Below are 22,116 nucleotides of genomic sequence, written 5' to 3'. Positions count from 1 at the left end.
GAGAGGCGTAAGAGCAGGAAATGCGGTAGGCTGGCCGGGTCGTGCAGGGGTCAGCCACGGGCGCGCTGAAGCTCACGAGCGCGGATTTCGACGCCTTTCTGGAGCCGCGCGGGACACCTGCGCGGCATCCGCAGCCGAGCGCCGCGGCGCAGCGGCGCGTGCTCCGGGAGCGCATCGAGTCGTGGGCGCGCCTGCTCGCGTCGCGCCTCGCGGACATGGCGCTCCCGGTCGAGGTCGTCGTCCCCGACGAGGTCGAGCAGCACCTCTCCTCCGGCGCGCCGCGGACGATCGCGCAGCGGGTGATGTTCGTGCGCGACGCGTTCGCGCGGAGCTCGGTGCCGCGGACGGAGCCGGAGCTCGATCCGCTCCGCTCGCACGCCTACCTCGCGCTCACGATCGACAGCGTGCACGTCGCGGTCAGCCTCGAGCTGAACCCGGAGGCGGAGGCCGACGTGAAGAACCTCCGCGCCCGCATCGCCGATCCGACCGCGCTCCTCGAGCTCACGACCTTGCTCGAGATGATGCCCGACGAGTTCGCGATCGGCGTCCTCGGCGTCCCGCACTTCCCGCGCGCGCAGAACGCGACCGCGGAGGACATCCGCGCGCTCCTCGACGACAGTCAGCGCTCGCGCCGTCCGCTCTGGATGGGTTGGTCGGTCAAGCGCGAGATGGCGCTCGCGCACGCGAACGAGATCGACGAGCTCCTCGCCGACGCGCTCGTCGCGATCGCGCTCGCGTACAAGCTGATCGCGTGGGCGCCCGACAACGACCTCATCGACGCGACCCGCCGCGGCGCCTGGCGCGCGCGCCGCGCCCGCGCAGAAGAGCGGCGCGAGCGCGGTCGCGAGGAGCGCCGGCAGCGGCGCCAGAGCGTGCGGAAGGGACCGGTGCGGAAGGAAGGCACCCGGCGCGAGCGCGAGGACGCGCGGCGCCGCATCGAGCCGGAGGCGATCCCGTCGAAGCGCAGCGACGAGGTGCGTGAGGAGGCGGCGAAGACGAAGCAGGCCGCGCCCGCGCCGCCGCGCCGCCCGATCCTCCCCACCTCGCTCCGCGCCCGCGGCGCCCGCGCCGCCGCGACCGAGGTCGCCGCGCCTTCGCACGCGATCGAGAAGGGAACGAAGGTCCGCGTCCTCGCGGGCCCGTTCTCGAACCGCCTCGGCGTGGTGGAGGAGCTCGCGCCGAAGGAACGCGCGCGCGTGCGCCTCGGCCTCCTCGTCACCACCCTCGACCTGAAGGACCTCGCCCCCGCCGCGGACGGCTCGCGCCCGATGCTCGCCTCCTCCCACCGCCGCCCGCGCAATGCCCGCGGTCGCTGACCGGATCCGCAAGGTCCGCTGGGAGCGGACCGCGTTCGACGCGCGCTTCTACACGCGGCACGAGGACTTCTGGCCGATCGCGCGCGCGGCCTCGCTCTTCTCCGCGCACGACGACTGGCCCGCCGTCGCCGAGTACAACCAGCTCTTCGCCGGTGAAGCGCCGGTCCGCTTCGAAGAGGCGCCCCTCAAGCGAAGACGCCCGCGCGGAGAGATCGATCGCCGTGAGCTCTACGACGCGCGCATCACCCACGACCGCGTGGTCCCGACCCGCCCGCGGATGTGGCACGACTTCCTGAACGCGCTCGTGTGGGCGACGTTCCCGCGCGCGAAGACGGCGCTCCACCGCCGGCAGCACGCCGCGATCGAGCGCTGGATCCCGCCCCGCGCGACGCAGCTCCCCAACGCGCGCACGCGGGAGCAAGACGCGCTCGCGCTCGTGGACGAGGGCGGCGTGCTCCTCGTCGAGGGACGCACGATGCTCTTCGGCCACGCGCTCTACGAAGGCCACGTGTTCGGCCAGCCCGCGATGGTCTCCCGCGCGGTCGAGCTCGCGGGCGCCGTCGACACCGCCGACGAGGAGCTCGCTTCGATGCTCGACGACCCGACGAGGTTTCGTTCTCCCGACACGCTCTGAGATCCGTTCGGGCATCCAACCGAGCCGCCCGTTCTGCTATGGAACCGGCGCCGCCCGATGCCCGCGAACCGCCTCGATCCGAGCACGCTGCCGACGACGCTCGGCGGGCAGTTCCGGCGGCACGTGCCGGCGTACGTCGTCGGCACCGTGCTCCTCGCCGGCTTCCAGATCGGCCTGAACCGCATCGACTGGCTCTCGCAGCAGGCGATCGACGGCGTGTTCGGCGGCCACCCGGAGACGGTGACGCGCCCGGCGGTCATCATCTTCGTCCTCGCGTTCGTGTCGTTCTTCGCCCGCGTCGGCAGCCGGTGGTTCATCTTCAATGCCGGCCGCGACGCCGAATACGAGCTCCGCGCGCTGCTCCTCCATCGCCTCCACCGCCTCGGGACCGCGTTCTACCGGACGATGTCGGCGGGCGAGATCATGAGCCGCTCGACCGGCGACCTCCAGCAGGTGCGTCTCCTCCTCGGGTTCGGCGTCCTCAACATCGTCAACGTCGCCTTCGCGTTCGCGAGCGCGCTCCAGATCATGGTGAACGTGAGCTGGCGCCTCACGCTCGCGTCGTTCGTGATGCTCCCGTTCATGTTCTTCGCGACGCGGAACTTCTCGCGCCAGATGTTCTCGCGCATGCGCACGAACCAGGAGGCGCTCGGCAAGCTCTCGGACGTGCTGCAGACGAACCTCGCCGGCGTCCGCGTCGTGCGGAGCTTCGCGCTCGAGAAGCGGGAGCGCGCGCGCTTCGACGCGGCGAACGAGGACTACCTCGCGGCCTCGCTCTCGCTCGCGCGCCTCCGCGGGATCATGATGCCGATGGTCGGCGCGGCCGCGTCGATCGGCTCGCTCGCGTTCATCTGGTACGGCGCGACGCTCATGGGGCGCGCGGCGGAGGACGGCGGCATCACGCGCGGCGGCTTCTTCGCGTTCTGGATGGCCTATGCGCGCATGACGTGGCCGATGATCGCGATCGGCTTCGCGCTCGGCATCATCCAGCGCGGACGCGCGGGCTGGGTGCGGCTCAAGCAGGTCTTCGACGCGCTGCCCGAGATCGTCGACGGCCCGCTCCCGCAGCCGGCTCACGTCGACGGCGCGATCGAGGTCGAGCACCTCACCTTCGCGTACGGCGAGCGCAAGGTCGTCGACGACGTCTCGTTCACCGTGCCGGCCGGCAAGTCGATCGCGATCGTCGGCAAGACCGGCGCGGGCAAGAGCACGATCGCGATGCTCCTCGCGCGCCTCCTCCCGACCCCGAAGGGGGCGGTCTTCGTCGACGGCCAGGACGTCTACGAGCTCCCGCTCTCTGCCGTGCGCGCGAACGTCGGCTACGCGCAGCAGGACGCGTTCCTCTTCTCCACCACCGTGTCGCGCAACGTCGGCTTCTCGCTCGACGATCCCGACTCCGAGCCCTCGACGATCCGCATCCGCGACGCCGCGCGCGAGGCGCAGGTGCTGGAGGAGGCGCTCGGCCTGCCGGAGCAGTTCGACACCGTCGTCGGCGAAAGAGGCGTGCAGCTCTCCGGCGGGCAGAAGCAGCGCATCGCGCTCGCGCGTGCGCTCGTGCGCGAGCCGAAGGTGCTCGTCCTCGACGATCCGCTCTCCGCGGTCGACGCGAAGACGGAGGCGGCGATCCTCGAGGCGATCGAGCGGCAGGCCGCGCAGCGCACGGTCATCCTCGTCACGCACCGCGTCGCGGCCGCCTCGCGCTGCGACGACATCCTCGTGCTCGACGAAGGCAAGGTCATCGAGCACGGCACCCACGACGAGCTCGTCCAGAACGGCAAGCTCTACGCCGCGTTCGCGAAGGAGCAATCGGCGAAGAGCGAGCTCGACGACCTCGCGAAGCTCGAAGCCGAGGCGGTGCCGGCATGACCGCACAGGCCCAGAAGGCGCCCGCGCAGAAGAAGACGGTCCGCGACTTCCACGAGGAGGTGCAGCTCGGGAGCGCCTACGACGCGAAGCTCCTCCGCCGCCTCTGGCCGTTCATGCGGCCGCACGCGCTTTACCTCTTCGTCTCGGTCGGCCTCGTCGTCGTGACGGCGGGCCTCGGCCTCGTCCGCCCGCTCATGCTCGGCAAGATCATGGCCGGCGCGCAGGCCTCCGCGTCGGACGAGATCCTGAAGTACGGCGTCATCCTCTCCGTGCTCGTCATCGGCACGCAGCTCGTCTCGTTCGTGCAGATGTACACGATGCAGATCGCGGGGGCGCGCTCGATGGCGGGCCTCCGCGTCCGCATCTTCGAGCATTTCCAGCGCCTCGAGCTCCGCTACTACGACAAAACGCCGGTCGGCCGCCTCGTCACGCGCGCGACGAACGACGTCGACGCGGTGGGCGAGCTCTTCGCGTCGGGCGCGCTGAACGCGCTCGGTGACCTCGTCGCGCTCGCCGGCATCGTCGTGATGATGCTGATCCTCGACGTGCGGATGTCGCTCATCGCGTTCGCGGCGCTGCCCGTCGTCGGCGTCATCGTCGTCTACGTGCGCAAGCGCGCGCGGCAGGCCTTCCGCGACATCCGCGTGAAGACGGCGCGCCTCAACGCGTTCCTGAACGAGCAGGTCTCCGGGATGCCGGTCGTCCAGGCCTACGCGCGCGAGGCGACGATGGCGGCGGAGTTCGACGACATCAACGTCGAGTACCGCGACGCGAACAAGCAGAGCATCTTCTACGAGGCGGTGATGGACGCCGCGATCGAGATGGTCGGCACGGTCTGCATCGCGAGCGTGCTCTGGTGGGCGGGCCTCGAGCGGGTCGAGGACGCGACGATCACCTTCCCGCTCGTCGTCACGTTCACGCAGTACATCAAGCAGTTCTTCGAGCCGGTGAGCATGCTCGCGCAGCGCTACACGCTGCTCCAGTCGGCGATGAGCGGCGCGGAGCGCATCTTCAAGCTCCTCGACGAGGACGCGCTCGAGGCGCCGCCGGACCCCACGTCGTCCGACGTCGCGAAGCACGGCGCCCCCGACGAGGCGATCGCGATCGAGGGCGTGACGTTCGCGTACAAGCCCGGCGTCCCGGTCCTCAAGGACATCGACCTCCACGTGAAGCGCGGCGAGAAGATCGCGCTCGTCGGCGCGACGGGGGCAGGGAAGACGACGGTCACGAGCCTGCTCCTCCGCCTCTACGATCACGAGTCCGGCACGGTGCGCGTCCTCGGCAAGGACGTCCACGCCTACGACCGCCGCGACCTCCGCGAGCAGTTCTCCGTCGTCCCGCAGGACGTGTTCCTCTTCTCCGGCACGGTCGCCTCCAACGTCGCGATGAGCGACGCGACGCCGGACCTCGCGAAGGTGGAGGCCGCGCTCTCGCGCATCGGCGCCTACGACCTCTTCGCGAAGCGCCCCGGCGGCCTCGAGGCGAAGGTCGACGAGCGCGGCGCGAACTTCAGCGCGGGCGAGCGCCAGCTCCTCGCGTTCGCGCGCGCGCTCTACCGCGACGCCCCGCTCCTCATCCTCGACGAGGCGACGGCGAGCATCGACTCCGAGACCGAGCACCGCCTCCAGGCCGCGCTCGAGGCGGTCGTCGAGGGCCGGACGTCGCTCGTCATCGCGCATCGCCTCTCCACCATCCGCGCCGTCGACCGCATCGTCGTCTTCCACAAAGGCCGCATCGTCGAGTCAGGCTCCCACGACGAGCTCCTCACGAAGGACGGCATCTACGCGAAGCTCTACCGCTTCCAGTTCGCGGTCGAGGAGGCGGAGACGGCGGAGCGGAAGAGCACCTCGCTCGCCGCCGCGGCGCCGTAGCGTAGGCCCGTCCGAATGGGGGCCGTCGAGGAGTGAAAGATGCCGAAATCTTTGTCTCTTGACGCCGGCCGTGACATTCGTGATGACGTTGGACGCTTTCCGTCGCGAAGACGCGGCGGCCCCCGAGCGTTCGCTTCGAGAACATGGACGCAAGCGCGAAGAACATCGAGGATCGCGAATCGAGCCCGGCCCTGCCGAGCCGCCGCCGCACGGACGCGCCCGACAGCGTGCGGGTCCTCAAGCCGCGCCGCGCCGCCCCCGCCGACGCGGTGCGCCCGACCCGCGCGGAGGTGAACCTCGCCGCGCTCCGCCACAACCTCCGCGTGGTGTCGCGGCACGCCGGCCGCGCGAAGGTGTGGCCCGTCCTCAAGGCCGACGGCTACGGCCACGGCGCGCCCGCGGTCGCGCGCACCCTCGAGCGCGCCGGCGCGGAGGGCTTCTGCGTCGCGCTCCTGGAGGAGGCGGTCGAGCTCCGCGACGCGGGCGTCCGCGCGCCCATCCTCGTGATGGGCGGCTACTACGGCGGCGCGTACGACGAGCTCCTCGCGCGCGACGTCGTGCCGGTCGTCTACGATCGCTCCCACCTCGAGGGCCTCGCCCGCGCGGCGCGCCAGACCGGCCGCCCCGTCGACGCGCACCTCAAGATCGACACCGGCATGGCGCGCCTCGGCGTCCGCATGCCCGAGCTCGAGGCGTTCGCGGCCACCGCCGCCAATTTCCCAGAAATTCGCATTTCCGCGCTAATGACGCATCTCGCGTGCGCCGACGAGCCCGCCGCGACCGCGGCGCAGGTCGCGCTCTTCGAGGAGGCGACGCGCCGCCTCGCCCGCGCCGGCATCGCGCCGAGCATCCGCCACGCCGCGAACAGCGCCGCGATCCTCGGCGGCCCGGCGCTCGGAGCTCCGAGCGCGTCTTGCACGGAGCACGGTGCTCCGAGCGCGTCTTGCACGGCGCTCTTCGACGCGGTCCGCCCCGGCGTCGCGGTGTTCGGCGTCTCCCCGCTCGCGCGGGACCTCCCCGATCTCCGCGCCGCGATGCGCGTTCGCTCCGAGGTCGTCGACCTCCGCGCGGTCGCGGTCGGCGAGCCGGTCGGCTACGGCGCGCTCTTCCGCGCGAAGCGCCCGACCCGCATCGCGACGCTCCCGATGGGCTACGCCGACGGCCTCTCGCGCCAGCTCTCGAACCGCGGCGACGTGCTCGTCCGCGGCAAGCGCGCCCCCATCGTCGGCGCGGTCTCGATGGACATGTCGATGATCGACGTCACCGACATCCCGGACGTCTCCCTCCGCGACGAGGTCGTCGTCCTCGGCGCGCAAGAGGGCCCCCACGGCAAAGACGCGATCACGGCAGAGGAGCTCGCCACCCACGCCGGCACGATCGCCTGGGAGGTCCTGACCTCCATCTCCCGCCGCGTCCCCCGCTTCTACCGCGAGCCCTAATCTTCTTTATTCAGGACGTTGCACCGGCGCCTTCTGACCGGAAAGGTCGTTCCGTGCGGCGCTGCCACCGTCCTCTCGTGGGCGAGGTCCCGCCGCAACCCCGTGCCCCGCCCGCCCCTCACCGCGTGGCCCCCACCCCCCGCCGCCTCGATGTCAGGTCCGCCACTCTCTCGATTGGATCTACGGAAGTGGCGGCCCGCTCCCTCGCGTGCCGTGCCATAGCGCGGTGACGACCTTGCGCACAGGCTTGCCCTCGACCTCGTCCCAAACTTGGGTCTTCGTCGGCGAGCTCCTCCTCGGTGAGCTCGATCCGAAAGCTCAATGCCTCGCTCGAATCCTCGCGAGGACCTCGTCCGCCGGAACGCCTGTGCCGGGCACGTGCTTTCGGATCGACTCGGCGAGAGAGCCATGGAGGCGAGCGCGCTCGGCGGGATCGAGATCGTCGAAGTCGTCTGCAGGGATGAGCTCGACCTCGGTGCCCTCTGGGAGCGAGCTCGGCTCATCGAGCACGAGCCGGCCTCCCCTCACTCGGGCGCGCAGCGTGTTCGACATTCTCGAGAGATAGCACGGGGCGAGCCGAGCGAGTGCTTCGCACGCTTTCATGCGCGTGCGTGAGGCGGCGAGGGGTATAGTCCCGCCGCCGTGGCCGAGACCGAGTCGATCGATGCTCCGAAGCCGAATCGCTTCATCGCGTTCATCGATCTGATCTTCGACCCCGCGCTCGATCTGCTCGACGACTTCGGCGCGACGATCCTCCTCTTCGCGAAGTCGGTCGGGTGGCTCCTGCGGCCGCCGCTCCGCGTCGCGCAGCTCCTCAACGCGATCGAGTTCATCGGCGCCGGATCGCTCTTCATCGCCGGCCTCGTCGGCATGTTCACCGGCATGGCCTTCACGCTCAGCTCCATCATCGGGTTCCGCCAGTTCTCCGCCGAGGGCATGGTCGGCGGCGTCGTCGCGCTCGCCCTCGCGCGCGAGCTCGCGCCCGTCCTCGCCGCCGTCGTCGTCACCGCGCGCGCGGGGAGCACGATGGCGAGCGAGCTCGGCAACATGCGCGTCACCGAGCAGATCGACGCGATCACCACGATGGGCGTCAGCCCGATCCAGTACCTCGTCGTCCCCCGCATCCTCGCCACCTTCATCACGCTGCCGCTCCTCGCGCTCGGCTTCGGCATCGCCGGCATGTTCGGCGCGTACCTCGTCGGCGTCGTGTGGCAGGGCATCGACCCCGGCACCTTCTTCGCGCGCATCGAGCAGTTCATCAAATGGGAGGACATCCGGATGCTGCTCGTGAAGAGCGCCCTCTTCGGCCTCATCGTCAGCACGATCTGCTGCAAGAAGGGCTTCTTCGCCTCCGGCGGCGCGCGCGGCGTCGGCGAGGCGACCGCGAAGGCCGTCGTCGCGAGCATCGTCGCCATCTTCGCCGCGGACTACGTCACGACGTCGGTCATGACGGACGTGTGACTCGTCCGATCTCGCTCGACGCGAGGCGCGCCGCGAGTAGAGGTGTTGCTTCGTGGCGCTCCCTCGCTTCCCGCCTTCGCTGCGCGACCCCGCGCTCCGAAGCGGGCTCGCGTGCGGCGGCGCGACGCTCCTGTACCTCACGCTCGCGCTCGCGCCCGCGCGCGCGGCCGGCGCGTATCGCATCGCCGACGGCCTCGGCGCGCAGATCGCGTGGCTGCTCGGCGGCATCCTCCGCGACCTCGCCGCGGTCGCGCTCGTCGTCGCGCCGTTCGTGTTCGTCGTCGCCGCCGCCGCGCCGTCCCTCGTCGCGCGCGTCCGCGGGCGGCGCTGGCAACGAGCGGGCGGCATGCTCGCCGCGGTCCCGCTCGGCGTCGCGCTCTGGGTCCTCGGGATCGCGGCGCAGGAGTTCAAGCACGAGCGCGGCGCGTACCCCACCGTGTTCGACCTCTCGGCGCAGGGGACGAGCGTGGTGTTCCTCCGCTCCACGCTCGGCTACCTCCGCTACGACGTCTACTGGATCCCCGCGCTCTTCTTCGGCGCGCTCGGGCTCGCGCTCCTCGCGCGCCACCTCCGCCGCCGCAGCGCGGGCGACGCCCTCGCCTGGCGCGAGTGGCGGACCGGGCTCCTGCTCTCGCTCTTCGCCGCCGCGCTCGTGCTCCGCCTCTTCGCCGCCGTCACCGCGAAGGGGACCACGGTAGGCGATCCGTTCCGCGCGATGACCGACAGCGTCGCCGACCTCTTCCTCTACGGAAAGCGCGCGACGCCGCGCGACCTCGTGCGCGACGCGAGGCTCGCGCCGAAGCTCGAGCCGATCGGCGCCGCGCTCCTCGGCTGGCCTCCCGCGACCGCGACCTCGAAGCACGACACCTGCCGGCACCATCCCCACGAGCGCCCGCTCGATCGCGCGCGCGAGCGGCCGATCGCGGACGCGCGCGGCGAGGAGCTCGTCCGCGCGTTCGAGGAGGTCTCCGCCCGGCTCTTCGCGCGCGAGAGCGAGAGAGAAGGAGAGAGCGAAAGCTCCGCGCCGATCGTCTGGCAGCTCACGCTCGAGAGCTTCCGCGGCGACGATCTCCGCGCGCTCAACCCGCACGCCGCGCACGACGTCGCGCCGTTCGTCGACGACCTCTACGCGAAGCGCGGCGCCGAGGGCGTCCTCGCGAGCCGCGCGACGTACCAGGCCGGCGTCCGCACCGCGCAGGGCCTCGGCGCGCTCGCGTGCGGCCTCGGCACGCTCCCGTACAACCTGAGCCTCATCCGCGATCTGCCGCCGATCCGCGTGCGCTGCCTCGCCGACGTCCTCGCCGACGCCGGCTTCGCGGGGAGCTTCTACTACGGCTCCGATCCGACCTTCGACGGGATGAGCGCCTTCTTCGCGGAGCACGGCGTCCGCGAGCAGATCACGCAGGCCGACCTCCCCGCCGACGCGCCGAAGGGCGCCTGGGACGCGGTGACCGATCACGCGCTCGTCGACGAGACGACCGCGCGCGTCGCGAAGCGCGTGAAGGAGAGCGGCGAGGCTCCGCGCTACGTGATGCTCACCACGCTCTCGAACCACTCGCCGTTCGCGGCGCCGGAGGACCTCCCTGCCGACGTCGCCCTTCGCGTCGATCGCGCGCTCGCGAGCACGCCCAACCGCGCCGGCCGCGACGATCGCCCCCGCCTCTTGACGTATTCGTACACCGACGCCGCCGTCGAACGCTTCTTCGCGAAGCTCGACGCGCTGGAGCTCACCGCGCGATCGATCGTCGTCCTCGCCGCCGATCACTCCACCGGCGAGGGGTACGTGTGGGGACCGGCGGAGGGCTCCGAGTCGGACGACGCGAAGGCGCGCATCCCCTTCGCCATCGTCCTCCCCGCCGCGCTGCGCGAGCGTGTCCGCGATCGCGCCGCGCTCGAGGCCGCGCTCACGAGGGCGCAGCGCGCGCTCGACGCGGGGCCGCTCTCCCAGAACGACATCCCCTCGCTCGTCCTCGCGCTCCTCGCCTCCGAGCCGCACGTGAAGAGCCTCCCTGCCGCAGCGCGCTGGCACACGCTCGGCGGGCAGGTGACGAGCCCGTGGTTCCGCGAGGCCAAAGACGCGTACATCGCCGGAATCAACGGCGTGAGCCAGCTCGTCGCATTCGATCGCAGCGGCGCACGTGCGCGGCCCTACGAGGACTCGGTGTTCCTCAACACGCGCGGCGATCGCGAGACCGTGACCCCGAGCCTCGTGCCCGTCACGGCGTGCCTCTCGGCGCTGCTGCACGCCGAAGGAGATCCATGCGCGAACTAGGTTATGCTCCGACGGGCGTGGGCCGGATGGTGCGAAAGACACTGGTGGCCTCGCTGGGCCTCCTCCCGCTCGTCGGCGCGCTCGTGAGCATCGGCTGGATGCTCTTCGTCCCGCGCCACGCCACGCACGCGCACGAGATCCGCGACGCGCTCCTCGGCGTGCTCTCGCATCCGGTCGGCGTCGTCGTCGTGGTGCAGTCGCTCTACACCGCGCTCCTCAGCGTGCTGTGGCTCCGGTACCGGCCGTTCACCGCGCCCGAAGGCAAGCCGCGTCCGCGCGTCAGCGTCGTCATCCCCGCGTTCAACGAGGGGCCGATGGTCGAGCGCAGCATCCGCTCCGTCGCGACGTGCGCGTACCCGAAGGACCTGCTCGAGATCATCGTCGTCGACGACGGCTCGCGCGACGACACGTTCTTCCACATGCAGCGGCTCCGGCGTGAGCACGCCGGCATCATCAAGCTCGTTCGCTTCACCGGCAACCGCGGCAAGCGCGAGGCGCTCGTCGCGGGTTTTCGCGCGGCGACGGGGCAGATCCTCGTCACGATCGACTCCGACAGCGAGATCGACCCGAGCACGATCGACGAGATGGTCGCGCCGTTCCTCGCCGACCCCGACGTCGGCGCGGTCGCGGGGCGCGTGTCGGTCTTGAACCGCGACACCACCATCAGCCGCATGCTCGAGGTGCAGTACGCGCTCGCGTTCGACTTCGGTCGCGCGGCGCAGTCCACCTACCGCTGCGTCGCGTGCTGCCCTGGCGCGCTCTCCGCCTTCCGCCGCGAGGTCGTGCTCCCGTTCCTCGACGAGTGGGCGGACCAGAAGTTCCTCGGCCGACCGGTCAACCACGGCGAGGACCAGGCGCTCACGAACATCGTCCTCCGCCAGGGTTACGACACCGTCTACCAGCGCACCGCCGTCGTGCACACGCTCGCGCCGGTCACGTACGGGCAGATGTCGCGCATGTTCGTGCGCTGGGACCGGAGCTACCTCGTCGAGGGGTTCAGCTTCGCGAAGTTCATGCTGACGAGGTACCGCGCCAAGAACCGCGTGCTCCCCGTCGTCACGTTCCTCGTCAGCAACTTGCGCCTCTTCCTCTTCTTCTATGCCCTCGTCAGCCTCCCGACCGTCTTCGACGCGCAGCTGAACGTGCTCGTGCACTCCACGATCGCGCTCCTCGTCGGCGCGACGTTCACCGCGCTCTACTACCTCCGCATCGAGCGGAGCGCGCGCTTCCTCTACGGCGTGCTCTACGCGATCTACAGCGTCCTCTTGCTGCAGTGGATCCTGCCGTGGGCGCTCCTCACGGTGCGGGACGAGCGCTGGGGGACTCGCTGACCGCGTCTTGCTGGCGGAGCACGCGGCGGATCGCGCCCTCCGGCAGCGAGTAGCCGTCCGGCGCGGTGAGGTCGCCGTGCGGGACGAGGAGCCCGCTCTCGTGGAGCAGCTGCACGATGACGTGCGCCGCTTCTTCCGCGCGCCGCGCGAGCTCGTACGGCGCGAGCGTCTTGTCGATGCCGGTCTGCACGAAGTCGTCGGCGACCATCTTCGTCGCGAGCGTAGAGAGGCGGTCGACGGACACCGACTCGGACTGCGCGAGGTGATGGAGCAACGCGCCCGGCACCGCGTTGCGCGGCGCGATCTCGCTCTCGACCCACACCCGGAGCGGCGAGCCCTCGCGCTCTTCACGAAGGACGGCCTCGGTCGTGCCTTCGACGCCGACCTCGACCGCGCCGAGGCTCCCTTGCCGCGCGCGCTCCGCGTCGTACAGCTCGAGCACCGACGAGCCGAGGCGGCGCAGGAGCAGCGGGACGCCTTGCGACTCTTCGACCATCCGCGCGAGGGCGGCGTCGGTGAAGCGGATCCCCTGCCGCGCGCCGAGGCTGCGCATCATCGTCGTCGCGGCGTCGCTCCCGAGGCACGGCACGCACACGCGCTGGAAGCTGCCCATGATCGACTGATGCGCGAGGGTGCGGAGCGGCGCCCAGAGGAGCGGGTGGAGCGCGCTCGAGAGGAAGACGCCGATCGGCGCGCCGCCGTCGAGCGCCGCGGAGTCGCCGACCGCGCTCTTGAGGCGGCCGAGCACGATCGCGAGGACGTCGAGCGCGTGCGCGAGCTTCTCGGGTCCCACCGCGAGGGCTTGCTCGATCTCGTCGAGGATGACGAGGATCGGCGGCGTGCGACCGGCCGCCTTCTGGCACGCGCGCGCGAGCTCGCGGAACCACTTCGTGAGCGCGGCCGCGTCGAGCGACGCGCCTTCGCCGGGAGGCTCCGGCATCACCGCCGCGGTCCAGCGCGCGCGCGCGGACTCGACGAGGCGCATGCACACGAAGCGCAGGATCGCGTCGACGGCCGCGCCGGGATCCGTTCGATGCCCGATCTCGTGGTCGAACCCCGCGACGTCGACGTACGCGGAAGGTCCGGTGAGGCGGCGCGCGACCTCGAGCGTGAGCGACGATTTCCCGAAGCGGCGGAGGCCGGTGACGACGACCCAGTGCCCCGCCTGCGCCGCGGCGAGGAGGCCGGAGACGAGGCGCTCGCGGTTGAAGAAGTGCGTCGACGTCGCGATGCGGCCGCGCAGGTCGAACGGGTTCCCGCGGAGGGAGGACTCCTCGACGAGATCGAGGACGTCGTGCGCGCTCTTCGACCAGCGCACGCGCGCGCCGCCGATGGGGAGGATCTGCACGGCGCGGCTCCCGCCCTTCGCCGCCCACTCCAGCATCGCGCGGATCGCGGAGAGGTCGGACGACGCCTCGTCGTCGTGCTCGAGGAGGACGACCGACGCGCCGAAGCGACGCGCGACGAAGGCGCCGTGGTTCACGTCGCGCTCGAGGACGCGCCGGCCGGGCGGCACGCGGACGAGCGCGGCGGCGGTGCCCCAGCGCTCCCACGCCGGATCGGAGGGGAGCGTGACGTGGAGCGTGTCGTAGCGCGAGGGCAGGAGCACGCGCCACGGATCGGGCCGGCAGCGAAGGCCGATCCCCTCGAAGAACGTCGTCGTGTCGCGCGCCCACGCGCCGTAGGTCGCGCGCGCGCGGCGGATGCGGCGGAGCCACGTCGCCGAGGCGAACGCGAGGAGGAGGACGCCCGCCGCTCCGAGGGCACGCGACGAGCGCTCGGCCCACGACTCCTCGAGCCGCGCGACGAGCGCGCAGTCGTAGGTCGAGCCGGGGCCGGCCGACGCGCAGACGTTGCAGCGATCCTTCTCGAGCCCGACGAGCGTGCACGCCGTCACGCCGCGCGCGACGTGCTGGAGCCACTTGCCGGTGCCCTGCGCCGCTTCGAAGCGCACGAGCTCGACCGGCTTCCCGCTCGCCGCGTCGACGCGGAACGGCGGACGATCGGGGCCTTCGCCGAAGCCGCGCGCGAGCGTGGCGAGGACGCCGAGGTCGTTCGCGAACGTCGCCGGCGCGCCGCGGCGCTCCTCGCAGTGCGTGCGGAGGCGCGCCATCGCGGTCGGCGGGACGTCGGGATCGGTCGCGACCATCTCGCCGATCGAGGGCGGGTGAGTGAACGAGCCGTCGATCGACGCGGCCTTCCCCTCCCAGAGGAGGCGCGCGAACTGCGCGCAGACGACGAGCGAAGCGCTGGAGTCGTCCTGCTTCGCGCCGCTCGCGACCCAGGCTTCGACCGCGCTCTTGAAGTTGGCGCTCGGCAGCTCGCAGCGCGACGGCATGTCCATCGTCTGCATCACGCGCACCGCGCGCGCGCACGACGACGCGCGCGAGGCGTCGTCCCACTGCTTCACGATCGCGTCGACGCGCTGGAGCTTCGCCGCGGTGAGCTGCGTCGCGATGGGGAGCTTGGCGGAGAGCCATCCGTCGTACGGCGCCTCTGCGGTGGCGTCGTCGAGGTAGCAGGCGAACAGCTTCGCGTGCGCGTCCTCCGCGATCTCGGTCCACGGGTTCGAGCCCGCGCTGACGTGGGCGGTCGGGAAGTCCTCGATCCACGCGCCGACCGTGTCGGCGGAGATCGAGCCGCACTCGGTCGCCCAGATCTCCTGCACGCGCCGGCGAACGACGAGCGGACCGGTCGACTCGAGGAGCTGCTGGAGCTGCCGCGCGCGGCGGCACTCGCCCTCGAGCGGCACGAGGTTGCACTCGGCCGCGACCTGGAACGCGCCGACGAGGTGGAGCGCGGCGGTCAGCGGCGGACCGGCGAGCCCGGACGGCGCGGCCGGCGGCTGCTGCGCCTCCGCGACGATCGTCGCGTCGAGCGGCTCGGCCGCGGCGAACCACGCGTCGATCGCGGTCGCCCCGCCTCCGCGGATGCGCCGCCACTCGATCGGCGCGATGAGCTCCAGCGCGTGGACGAGGAGACGGCGCTGGAACGTGCGCTGCCCGTTGGCGGCGAGGCGGAGGAGCGAGCGCTCGCCGCCGGGCCGAGGACGCGGGAACGTGTCGCTCTCGCCGCTCTGGTACGCGGCGAGCTGGCCGATCCAGGTCGTGGTCCCGGTCCATCCCGCGACGACGCCGTCGAGGCGCGTCTGCAGCTCCGAGGGGATGCAGCCGGTCTCGACCCCGCCGCGCGACTTCCCGCGCGTGAGCTCGTCGACGAAGGCGGACGTCGCGGAGCAGGTGTGGGCGCGCTCTTTCGCGCAGACCTTCGTCGCGTCGACGCTCTGCTGCAGCCGCGCCGACGTGCTCTCGAGCTCCTCCTTGCACTCCGCCGCCTCGTGCTCCGCGCTCTCCTTCTCGGATCGCGCGTCCGTCGCCGCGCGCCGCGCCGCCTCGAGCTGCCGCTCGATCGGCTTGCAGACGTTGGTCTCCGCCCCTGCGTCCTGCGCACGGACGGGGAAGGCGAGGAGCGAGGCCGCTGCGACCCACGTCAGCAGCGTGACACGACGAACCATTCGGGATCCGAACGTCTGCACCCCGCCGCAGAATCGGTCAAATCAGTTGTCACGAACCGTCCAGCACCGTTCTCCGCGCCGCCATCTCCGCAGACGAGTCGTTCATCGTCAGGGGCTTCGCCCCCGACACCCCCACCCCGGGACACGGCCCTCGCGCTGCGCGCTCGGGGCGCTTCGCGCCCGCTGTGGCGGCCGCGTCCCGGGGCCCCAGTCGCGCGTCGTGACGGGGCCAACGAACCGGGATGAAGACTGGCTATAACGGGATGGGTGAAGACCGTTTGCGCGTTGGGGCCTGTTGCCGTGATCGTGCTCGTCGGATGTGGCTCGGCGCCGTCGCGGTGTCCGACTGCGCCGGCGGTCGCGGAGCGTACGGCCGCGCCGCCGAACGTGGCGCTGCACCTCGACGGCAACGAGGCGCAGAAGGGGCGCGGCGAGCGGATCCGCGCGCAGGTCGCCGACGTCGTGAGGTCGGCGGAGTTCGAGTGCCTCGTGACGCACTTCGATCAGGACCACGCGATCGGTCAGATCGGGAGCGAGCGCACGATCGACGAGTGCTCGCGCCCGGATCCGTTCCCCGCGCGGAGCGGGCTCATCGGCTACCGCGAGTCGCGTTGCGACAACGCGGCGATGACGAACGAGGAGGTCTACCGCCTCTTCCGCGCGTCCCCGACCGACTGCGCCGGCAACGGGACCGGGACGATGACGCTCAACGTGAAGCTCGGCTCGACGACGACGCCGGGCTTCACCGATCCGTCGCCGACCGGCATCACGAAGACGAGCGAGTTCTGGTTCGACCAGGCGAAGAACTACGAGGTCGCCGCGCACTGGATCCACGAGCACACCCATCGCCTCGGCTTCTGCGACCGCGGCGACGAGCAGTACTCGCCCATCCTCGTCCCCTACGTCTACGGCTTCGCCGGCTGCCTCGTCGCCGCGCGCCTCGAAGCGCCCGATCCGAAGCCGCCGCTCAGCGCCTTCCGCGCCGCGTGCCAGTCCCAGCTCGGCCCCGCGTTCAAGAATTAGGGAGGGCGCCGCTCAAGCGCTCAGCTCGAGCATGCGGTTCAGCGGCACGAGCGCGGCCTTCATCAGCGCGGGGTCCATCTCGAGGCGGGGCTCGAGGTCGCGCAGCGCGAGGTAGACCTTCTCGAGCGTGTTCTTCTTCATGTGCGGGCACTCGTTGCACGCGCAGCTCGCCTCGGGCGGGGCGGGGATGAACTCCTTGTCCGGCGCCGCCTTCTGCATCTGGTGGAGGATGCCCGGCTCGGTCGCGACGATGAACGACTTCGCGTCGCTCTTCGTCGCGTAGTTGAGGATGCCCGTCGTCGAGCCGATGTAGTCGGCCATCTTGAGGATCACGTCGTCGCACTCGGGGTGGGCGAGGAGGAGCGCGTTCGGGTGGCGCGCCTCGAGCGCGATGATCTTCCGCTCGCTGAACGTGTCGTGGACGATGCAGGTGCCCGGCCACAGCTCCATCCGCTTGCCGAGCTTCTTGTTGATCCAGCCGCCGAGGTTCTTGTCCGGCGCGAAGAGGATCGGCTTGCCCTCCGGGATCTTCGAGACGATCTTCTCGGCGTTCGACGACGTCACGATGTAGTCGGAGAGCGCCTTCACCTCGGCGGAGCAGTTGATGTAGCTCGCGAGCACGGCGCCGGGGAACCGCGCCTTCCACGCCGCCACCTTCGCCGCCGGCGCGCCCGACGCGAGCGAGCAGCCCGCTTCCATGTCGGGGACGACGACGATCTTGTCGGGGTTCAGGATCTTCGCCGTCTCCGCCATGAAGTGGACCCCGGCGAAGCAGATGACGTCGGCCTGCGTCTTCGCCGCGGCCTGCGCGAGCTGGAGCGAGTCGCCGATGAAGTCGGCGACGTCCTGGATGTCGCTGTCCTGGTAGTAGTGCGCGAGGATGACCGCGTTCTTCTCCTTCTTGAGCTTCGCGATCTCGTCCTCGAGGTCGAGCGAAGGATCGATCGGTCGCGGCGCGGCGCGGCCGGCGATCGGGAGCGAGCGCATCGTCATGAGCCCAACGTAGGGCAGATCAGGCGCCGTTCAAGAGCTTCCTCGCGAGGTGCTCGCCGAGGGACGCCTTCATGAGGTCGGTCACGATCGTCTGGACCTTCTCGCGCTCGGCCGCGTCCGCGAAGACGAACTGGATCCCCATCCCCGCGGGCTTCGTCACCGTCGCCTCCGCCTCGGAGACGATCCACTTCACGACGCCCGTGAGCTGGAGGCGGATCTCGCCGCTCGGCGCGCCGTCTTCGGTCGTGTCGGCGGACGGCACCGTGAGCTCGAAGCGGAACTCGGTGCCGAGCTCGAGCGGCTGCGCCGTCCGGATGAACGTCCCGCCCTTCGAGATGTTCTTCGTGTAGTCGGCGAAGAACGTGTTCAGCCGTTTGTAGTCGACCTTCAGCGTGACCGCGGCGCGGTCGTCTTCGCGCGCCTCCGGCTGCTCGCTCGTGTCCGTCATCCGATCGGAGAATAGCTGATAGGTTCGTGGGGATGTGGAACGAGTTGTCCGCTCGCGCTCGCGGCGTCGTCGACCAGCTCCGGGACGTGCCCACCCGCCTCCGCGTCGCGGCCGAGTTCTCGCGCTCGACGGGGATGCTCTGGTCGATGACGCAGCCCGGGCTCGCCGAGCTCGTGAAGGTGATGGCGAGCGGCTCGCAGAACCCGTCGAAGATCTACCGCGTCCACGCCGCGAACTCGCCGAACAAACCCGCGCTGATCTGGCGCGGCCGCACCTCCACCTTCGCGGAGCTCGATCGGCGGATCGATCGCTTCGCGGCGGGCCTCGCCCAGCGCGGGTTCGGTCGCAACCAGAGCGTCATCCTGATGATGAAAAACCGCCCCGAGCACCTCGAGCTCGGCGCGGCGGCGACGCGGCTCGGCGCGGCGTCGGTCGCGATCTCGTGGCGCTCGACCGCGTCGGAGCTCGTGTACCTCGCGAACCACTCCGGCGCGCGCGGCATCGCGCTCGACGAGGAGCTCCTCCCGGTCCTCGAGGAGGCGCGGCCGCACCTCTCGTCCGACTTCCTCGCGAACGTGTTCGTCGCGGGCGACACGCTCGACGCGCTGCTCGAGAGCGACCCGCGCGCGGCGAAGGAGGAGGCGGCGGGGGAGGACGCCGCGATCGTGATCTACACGTCGGGCACGACCGGCAAGCCGAAGGGCGCGGTGCGCAAGTTCCCGAAGGACACGATGCCGGCCGCGATGCGGTTCATCAACGAGACGCCGATGCGCATCGACGACGTGCACCTCGTGACGTGCCCGCTCTATCACTCGACCGCGTTCGGCTTCATGACGTTCGCGCACGTGCTCGGGAACACGGTCGTGCTGATGGACGAGTTCAAGCCGGAGGCGTTCCTCTCGCTCGTCGAGCAGCACGAGGTGACGTCGACGGCGATGGTCCCGACGATGCTCCATCGCATCCTCGAGCTCCCGGCCGAGACGCGGGCGCGCTACGACGCGCGCTCCCTCCGCGCCGTGTTCACCACCGGCGCGGCGCTGCCGGGCCCGCTCGCGAACGACTTCATGGACGCGTACGGCGACGTGGTCTTCAACCTCTACGGCTCGACCGAGACGGGGATGGTGACGCTCGCGAAGCCGGAGGACCTCCGCGCGGCGCCGGGCACGATCGGCAAGGCGGTGCCGGGCAACGACATCCGTCTCCTCGACGACGACAAGCGCGACGTCGCGCCGGGAGAGGTGGGGGAGCTCTACGTGAAGAACCAGGTCCTCGTCGCCGGCTATCACAAGGACGCGAAGGCCACGAGCGACAGCATGGTCGACGGCTACTTCAGCGTCGGCGACCTCGCGCGCCGCGATCGCGACGGCCGCTTCTTCATCGAAGGCCGCAAGCGCGACATGGTCATCTCCGGCGGCGTGAACGTGTACCCCGCCGAGGTGGAGGGCGTGCTCGAGCAGCACCCGGCGGTGGGGGAGGTCGCGGTCGTCGGGGTCCCCGATCGCGAGTGGGGCGAGCGAGTCCGCGCCTTCGTCGTCCCCAAGCTCGGAATGACGCTCGACGAGCCCACCCTCAAGACCTTCGCGCGCGAGCGCCTCTCCGGCCCGAAGGTCCCCCGCGACTTCGTCTTCCTCGACGCCCTCCCCCGCAACCCTACGGGGAAGGTCCTGAAACGCGAGCTCCGCGACCACGCGGTCGGCTGAGCGTGGAGCTCGGTTTCACTCCAGCCCCCAGTCGCGCTGGAAGGAGCTGAGCTGCCGGACATCGGCTCCGGATCTTCGAAGCTCCTCGAAGAGGGTCGCCACGGACCATGGCACGCGGTCGACGTGCATGCGACGGATCACGTCATCGAGACGCTGCTGCCCCACCCGTTCGGCGAGCGCCCGCACACCGAGGGTGCCCGCCGAGTAGACCCGTTCGTCCTCCCAGCCGAGCGCAAGGATGCTCGTCGGAACCTCGCCTGCTTGCTTCGTGGTCTCTTCGACGATTTTCTGGAGCTGCTCGTCGCCGAGCTGCTCGCGAACCACGACCCACGCGTAGTGCTCCGCGAAGCTCTCCACGAGCCACCGGGTGCCCGGTCCTACAGGCCGGAGGTCTCCGCCGAACCATCGGTGCGCCATCTCGTGTGCGACGACCCGGAGCGCGCGGGGAGTCCTCTCGACGACGTAGTTGCACGTCGCGGAGCTCAAGACGACGAGGTTCGAAGAGAGGAAGGCGAGACCGTTCGTCGTGCCGGTCGCCGGAAACTCGACGATGCTGATCAGGGAGGTGCGCGCTGGGCCGAGATGGCCGGCGAGCGCATCCCACGTCGATCGTGCGGGCACGGCCAACGCCTCGTGGCGGGGCGAGGCGATGCGGAGCTCTGGACGGCCGGCATACGTCGCCGACGCGAACGGCACACCCACGACGACGAGATCGCTCGGCTCCCGAAACTCGAACCGGTTGGCTCCGATCGGGATCCCGGACGTGAACCAGCTCAGGTTCTCGGTCGACGAGACGGACAGGATCCCGGTGCCGGGCTCTGGGGGCCAAGGCACGTCGCTCGCCCCTTCATAGAAGACCGGGTACCAGATCGTGATCTCGGTGAGCCGCACTTCGCCCGGCTGAACCCAAGCGCGGCTCTTGAAGTCCCGGTTCCCCTCGCGCCCGAGCTGGCCGTGGTACCGAAAGCGAGCGGCGCTTACCGGTCGTTCGAGCTCGATGCGAGAGCCGTTGCGCCGGTAGCGGACCGGGCCGTTGGCGTCCTCGAGCTCGTCGATGGCGAGCGACTCGTTCAGGAAGAATCCCGTCCGCGGTTTCGGACCACGAAACGATCCGACGGTCCGGAGCTCGTGCGACTGCGGCGCGATTTCCACGTCGAGCTCGTATCGAAGCTGCTCCTCGTGCTCGTGGGAAACGGCCGTGCGAGCGTCGCCCGTCGCCGGCGAGCGAGTTCCTGCCGACCTGCAGGCGGAGACCAAGACGAACGACGTCAACATGCATCGCGCGAGGACGGATCGAGGGCGCGAACGCATCATTCGTTTCGAGCCAGTCGTACGAGGCGGTTCCTTACATTTCAATACAGAACCTTGCCTGCGCAGGGAGTTGCGCTAATCGAGCGACATGACGCACCGCGCTGCACTGGGTCTCCTTCTTCTGACGCTTGCATCGGGGTGTGCGGCCACGACGGAAGAAGAGGAGGGGGTCGAGGCGGCGGAGGCGGCGCTCGTCGGGGTGCCGGCGGGGACGTTCGCGATCGAGCGGAAGCCGCTCTCGGGGTCGTACGTCGCGCGGCTCAATCTCGAAGCCGGGAACGCGTTCGAGATTGAGTACGTGTCGCGGCGCACCGTCTACGAGACGACGATCTGGTCGCCGTGGATCCCCGTGCCGACGACGAAAGAAGAGGCCGTCGTTTATCGCGGAAAGTGGCGCACGTTCGCGGGCGATCCGGGCGAGACGCTGATCACGTTCGACGTCACCGACGGGTTCTCGGAGCGCTTCATCTTCTCGATCGAGGCCTCCTCCGAGAGCGCGATCACGCTGAAGGCGATCGGACGCGACGCGATCACGCTCAAGAAGACGAGCGCCGCGCCGGCGGCGACCGACGCGCGCATCCTCACCTGCGAGGCGCGCATGTTCCACGCCACGATCGCGCTCGACCAGGCGCAGCGTCGCCGCGGGACCCTCTCCGTCTCCCCGAAGCCGGGGGCCGGCCGCGGCGATCCCCCGAAGGGCGACACCACCGTCGTCTACACCGGAAATACCGGCGTCGAGGACTACATGCGCTACGAGGGCCGTGATTCCGCCGGCAACACGTACAGCTTCGCGCTGAAGAAGAGCGACCTCGAGCGCACGTCGGGGCCGATTTCCCGCGTCGGGCTCGGGTTCGGGCCCAACGACTTCCTGGCTGGTGGAGCCGAGATCCACAACACGCTCACGTGCACGATCGCTCGGCCGTGAGTGCCCGGCCCT

The 22,116-nt window shown here is 70.8% G+C and carries 15 protein-coding genes; 11 read left to right on the top strand and 4 right to left on the bottom strand.

The window, feature by feature from the left end; genetic code table 11:
* Nucleotides 1-41 precede the first annotated feature (41 nt).
* The 8 genes from KF837_35660 (at nt 42) to KF837_35625 (ending at nt 12,190) form a co-directional block, all read left to right on the top strand.
* On the top strand, nt 42-1,316 hold the full coding sequence (locus KF837_35660) for a hypothetical protein (GenBank protein ID MBX3232717.1): 1,275 nt from the start codon (nt 42-44) through the stop codon (nt 1,314-1,316).
* Complete coding sequence (locus KF837_35655) at nt 1,300-1,950, top strand: DUF3025 domain-containing protein (GenBank protein ID MBX3232716.1); 651 nt, start codon at nt 1,300-1,302, stop codon at nt 1,948-1,950. Before KF837_35660 ends, KF837_35655 begins: the two co-directional genes overlap by 17 nt.
* Nucleotides 1,951-2,007: 57 nt before the next feature.
* Nucleotides 2,008-3,816 carry an ABC transporter ATP-binding protein gene (locus KF837_35650; protein MBX3232715.1) on the top strand — a complete coding sequence of 603 codons (1,809 nt, stop codon included), beginning with the start codon at nt 2,008-2,010 and terminating at the stop codon, nt 3,814-3,816.
* Nucleotides 3,813-5,687 carry an ABC transporter ATP-binding protein gene (locus tag KF837_35645; protein MBX3232714.1) on the top strand — a complete coding sequence of 625 codons (1,875 nt, stop codon included), beginning with the start codon at nt 3,813-3,815 and terminating at the stop codon, nt 5,685-5,687. The genes KF837_35650 and KF837_35645 overlap by 4 nt, the downstream gene beginning before the upstream one ends.
* A 269-nt stretch (nt 5,688-5,956) precedes the next feature.
* Complete coding sequence (gene alr / locus KF837_35640) at nt 5,957-7,126, top strand: alanine racemase (GenBank protein MBX3232713.1); 1,170 nt, start codon at nt 5,957-5,959, stop codon at nt 7,124-7,126.
* 705 nt (nt 7,127-7,831) lie between these two features.
* Nucleotides 7,832-8,587: an ABC transporter permease gene (locus KF837_35635; GenBank protein ID MBX3232712.1), complete on the top strand. Its 756-nt coding sequence runs from the start codon at nt 7,832-7,834 to the stop codon at nt 8,585-8,587.
* Between the two features lie 52 nt (nt 8,588-8,639).
* Complete coding sequence (locus tag KF837_35630) at nt 8,640-10,859, top strand: sulfatase-like hydrolase/transferase (GenBank protein MBX3232711.1); 2,220 nt, start codon at nt 8,640-8,642, stop codon at nt 10,857-10,859.
* 44 nt (nt 10,860-10,903) lie between these two features.
* Entirely contained in the window at nt 10,904-12,190 is a 1,287-nt protein-coding gene (locus KF837_35625; GenBank protein MBX3232710.1) for a glycosyltransferase, read from the top strand.
* On the opposite strand, the gene KF837_35620 is transcribed toward KF837_35625, so the two are convergent.
* Nucleotides 12,156-15,704: an ATP-binding protein gene (locus tag KF837_35620; GenBank protein ID MBX3232709.1), complete on the bottom strand. Its 3,549-nt coding sequence runs from the start codon at nt 15,702-15,704 to the stop codon at nt 12,156-12,158. The two genes, KF837_35625 and KF837_35620, sit on opposite strands and share 35 nt — an antisense overlap.
* A gap of 267 nt (nt 15,705-15,971) precedes the next feature.
* On the opposite strand from KF837_35620, the gene KF837_35615 reads away from it, so the two are divergent.
* A complete protein-coding gene (locus KF837_35615; protein MBX3232708.1) occupies nt 15,972-16,727 on the top strand; it encodes a hypothetical protein in 756 nt (251 codons plus the stop codon).
* Between the two features lie 12 nt (nt 16,728-16,739).
* Here KF837_35615 and nadA read toward each other — a convergent pair whose 3' ends face one another.
* Both nadA and KF837_35605 read right to left on the bottom strand, forming a co-directional pair.
* Complete coding sequence (gene nadA, locus KF837_35610) at nt 16,740-17,714, bottom strand: quinolinate synthase NadA (protein MBX3232707.1); 975 nt, start codon at nt 17,712-17,714, stop codon at nt 16,740-16,742.
* A gap of 25 nt (nt 17,715-17,739) precedes the next feature.
* On the bottom strand, nt 17,740-18,168 hold the full coding sequence (locus KF837_35605) for a TIGR02266 family protein (protein ID MBX3232706.1): 429 nt from the start codon (nt 18,166-18,168) through the stop codon (nt 17,740-17,742).
* A gap of 32 nt (nt 18,169-18,200) precedes the next feature.
* Between KF837_35605 and KF837_35600 the strand changes: the two genes are divergently transcribed.
* Entirely contained in the window at nt 18,201-19,868 is a 1,668-nt protein-coding gene (locus tag KF837_35600) for an AMP-binding protein (GenBank protein MBX3232705.1), read from the top strand.
* Nucleotides 19,869-19,883: 15 nt separating this feature from the next.
* Here the strand turns inward: KF837_35600 and KF837_35595 are convergent, their stop codons facing one another.
* On the bottom strand, nt 19,884-21,143 hold the full coding sequence (locus KF837_35595) for a hypothetical protein (GenBank protein ID MBX3232704.1): 1,260 nt from the start codon (nt 21,141-21,143) through the stop codon (nt 19,884-19,886).
* 124 nt (nt 21,144-21,267) lie between these two features.
* Here KF837_35595 and KF837_35590 point away from each other — a divergent pair, with 124 nt between their 5' ends.
* On the top strand, nt 21,268-22,104 hold the full coding sequence (locus KF837_35590) for a hypothetical protein (GenBank protein MBX3232703.1): 837 nt from the start codon (nt 21,268-21,270) through the stop codon (nt 22,102-22,104).
* The last annotated feature ends 12 nt before the right edge of the window (nt 22,105-22,116 follow it).

The sequence above is a fragment of the Labilithrix sp. genome (genome assembly GCA_019637155.1).
Lineage (GTDB): Bacteria > Myxococcota_A > Polyangia > Polyangiales > Polyangiaceae > Labilithrix.
The sequence above is the reverse complement of the archived record's forward strand: the minus strand, read 5'-3'. Positions and strand labels throughout refer to the sequence as shown.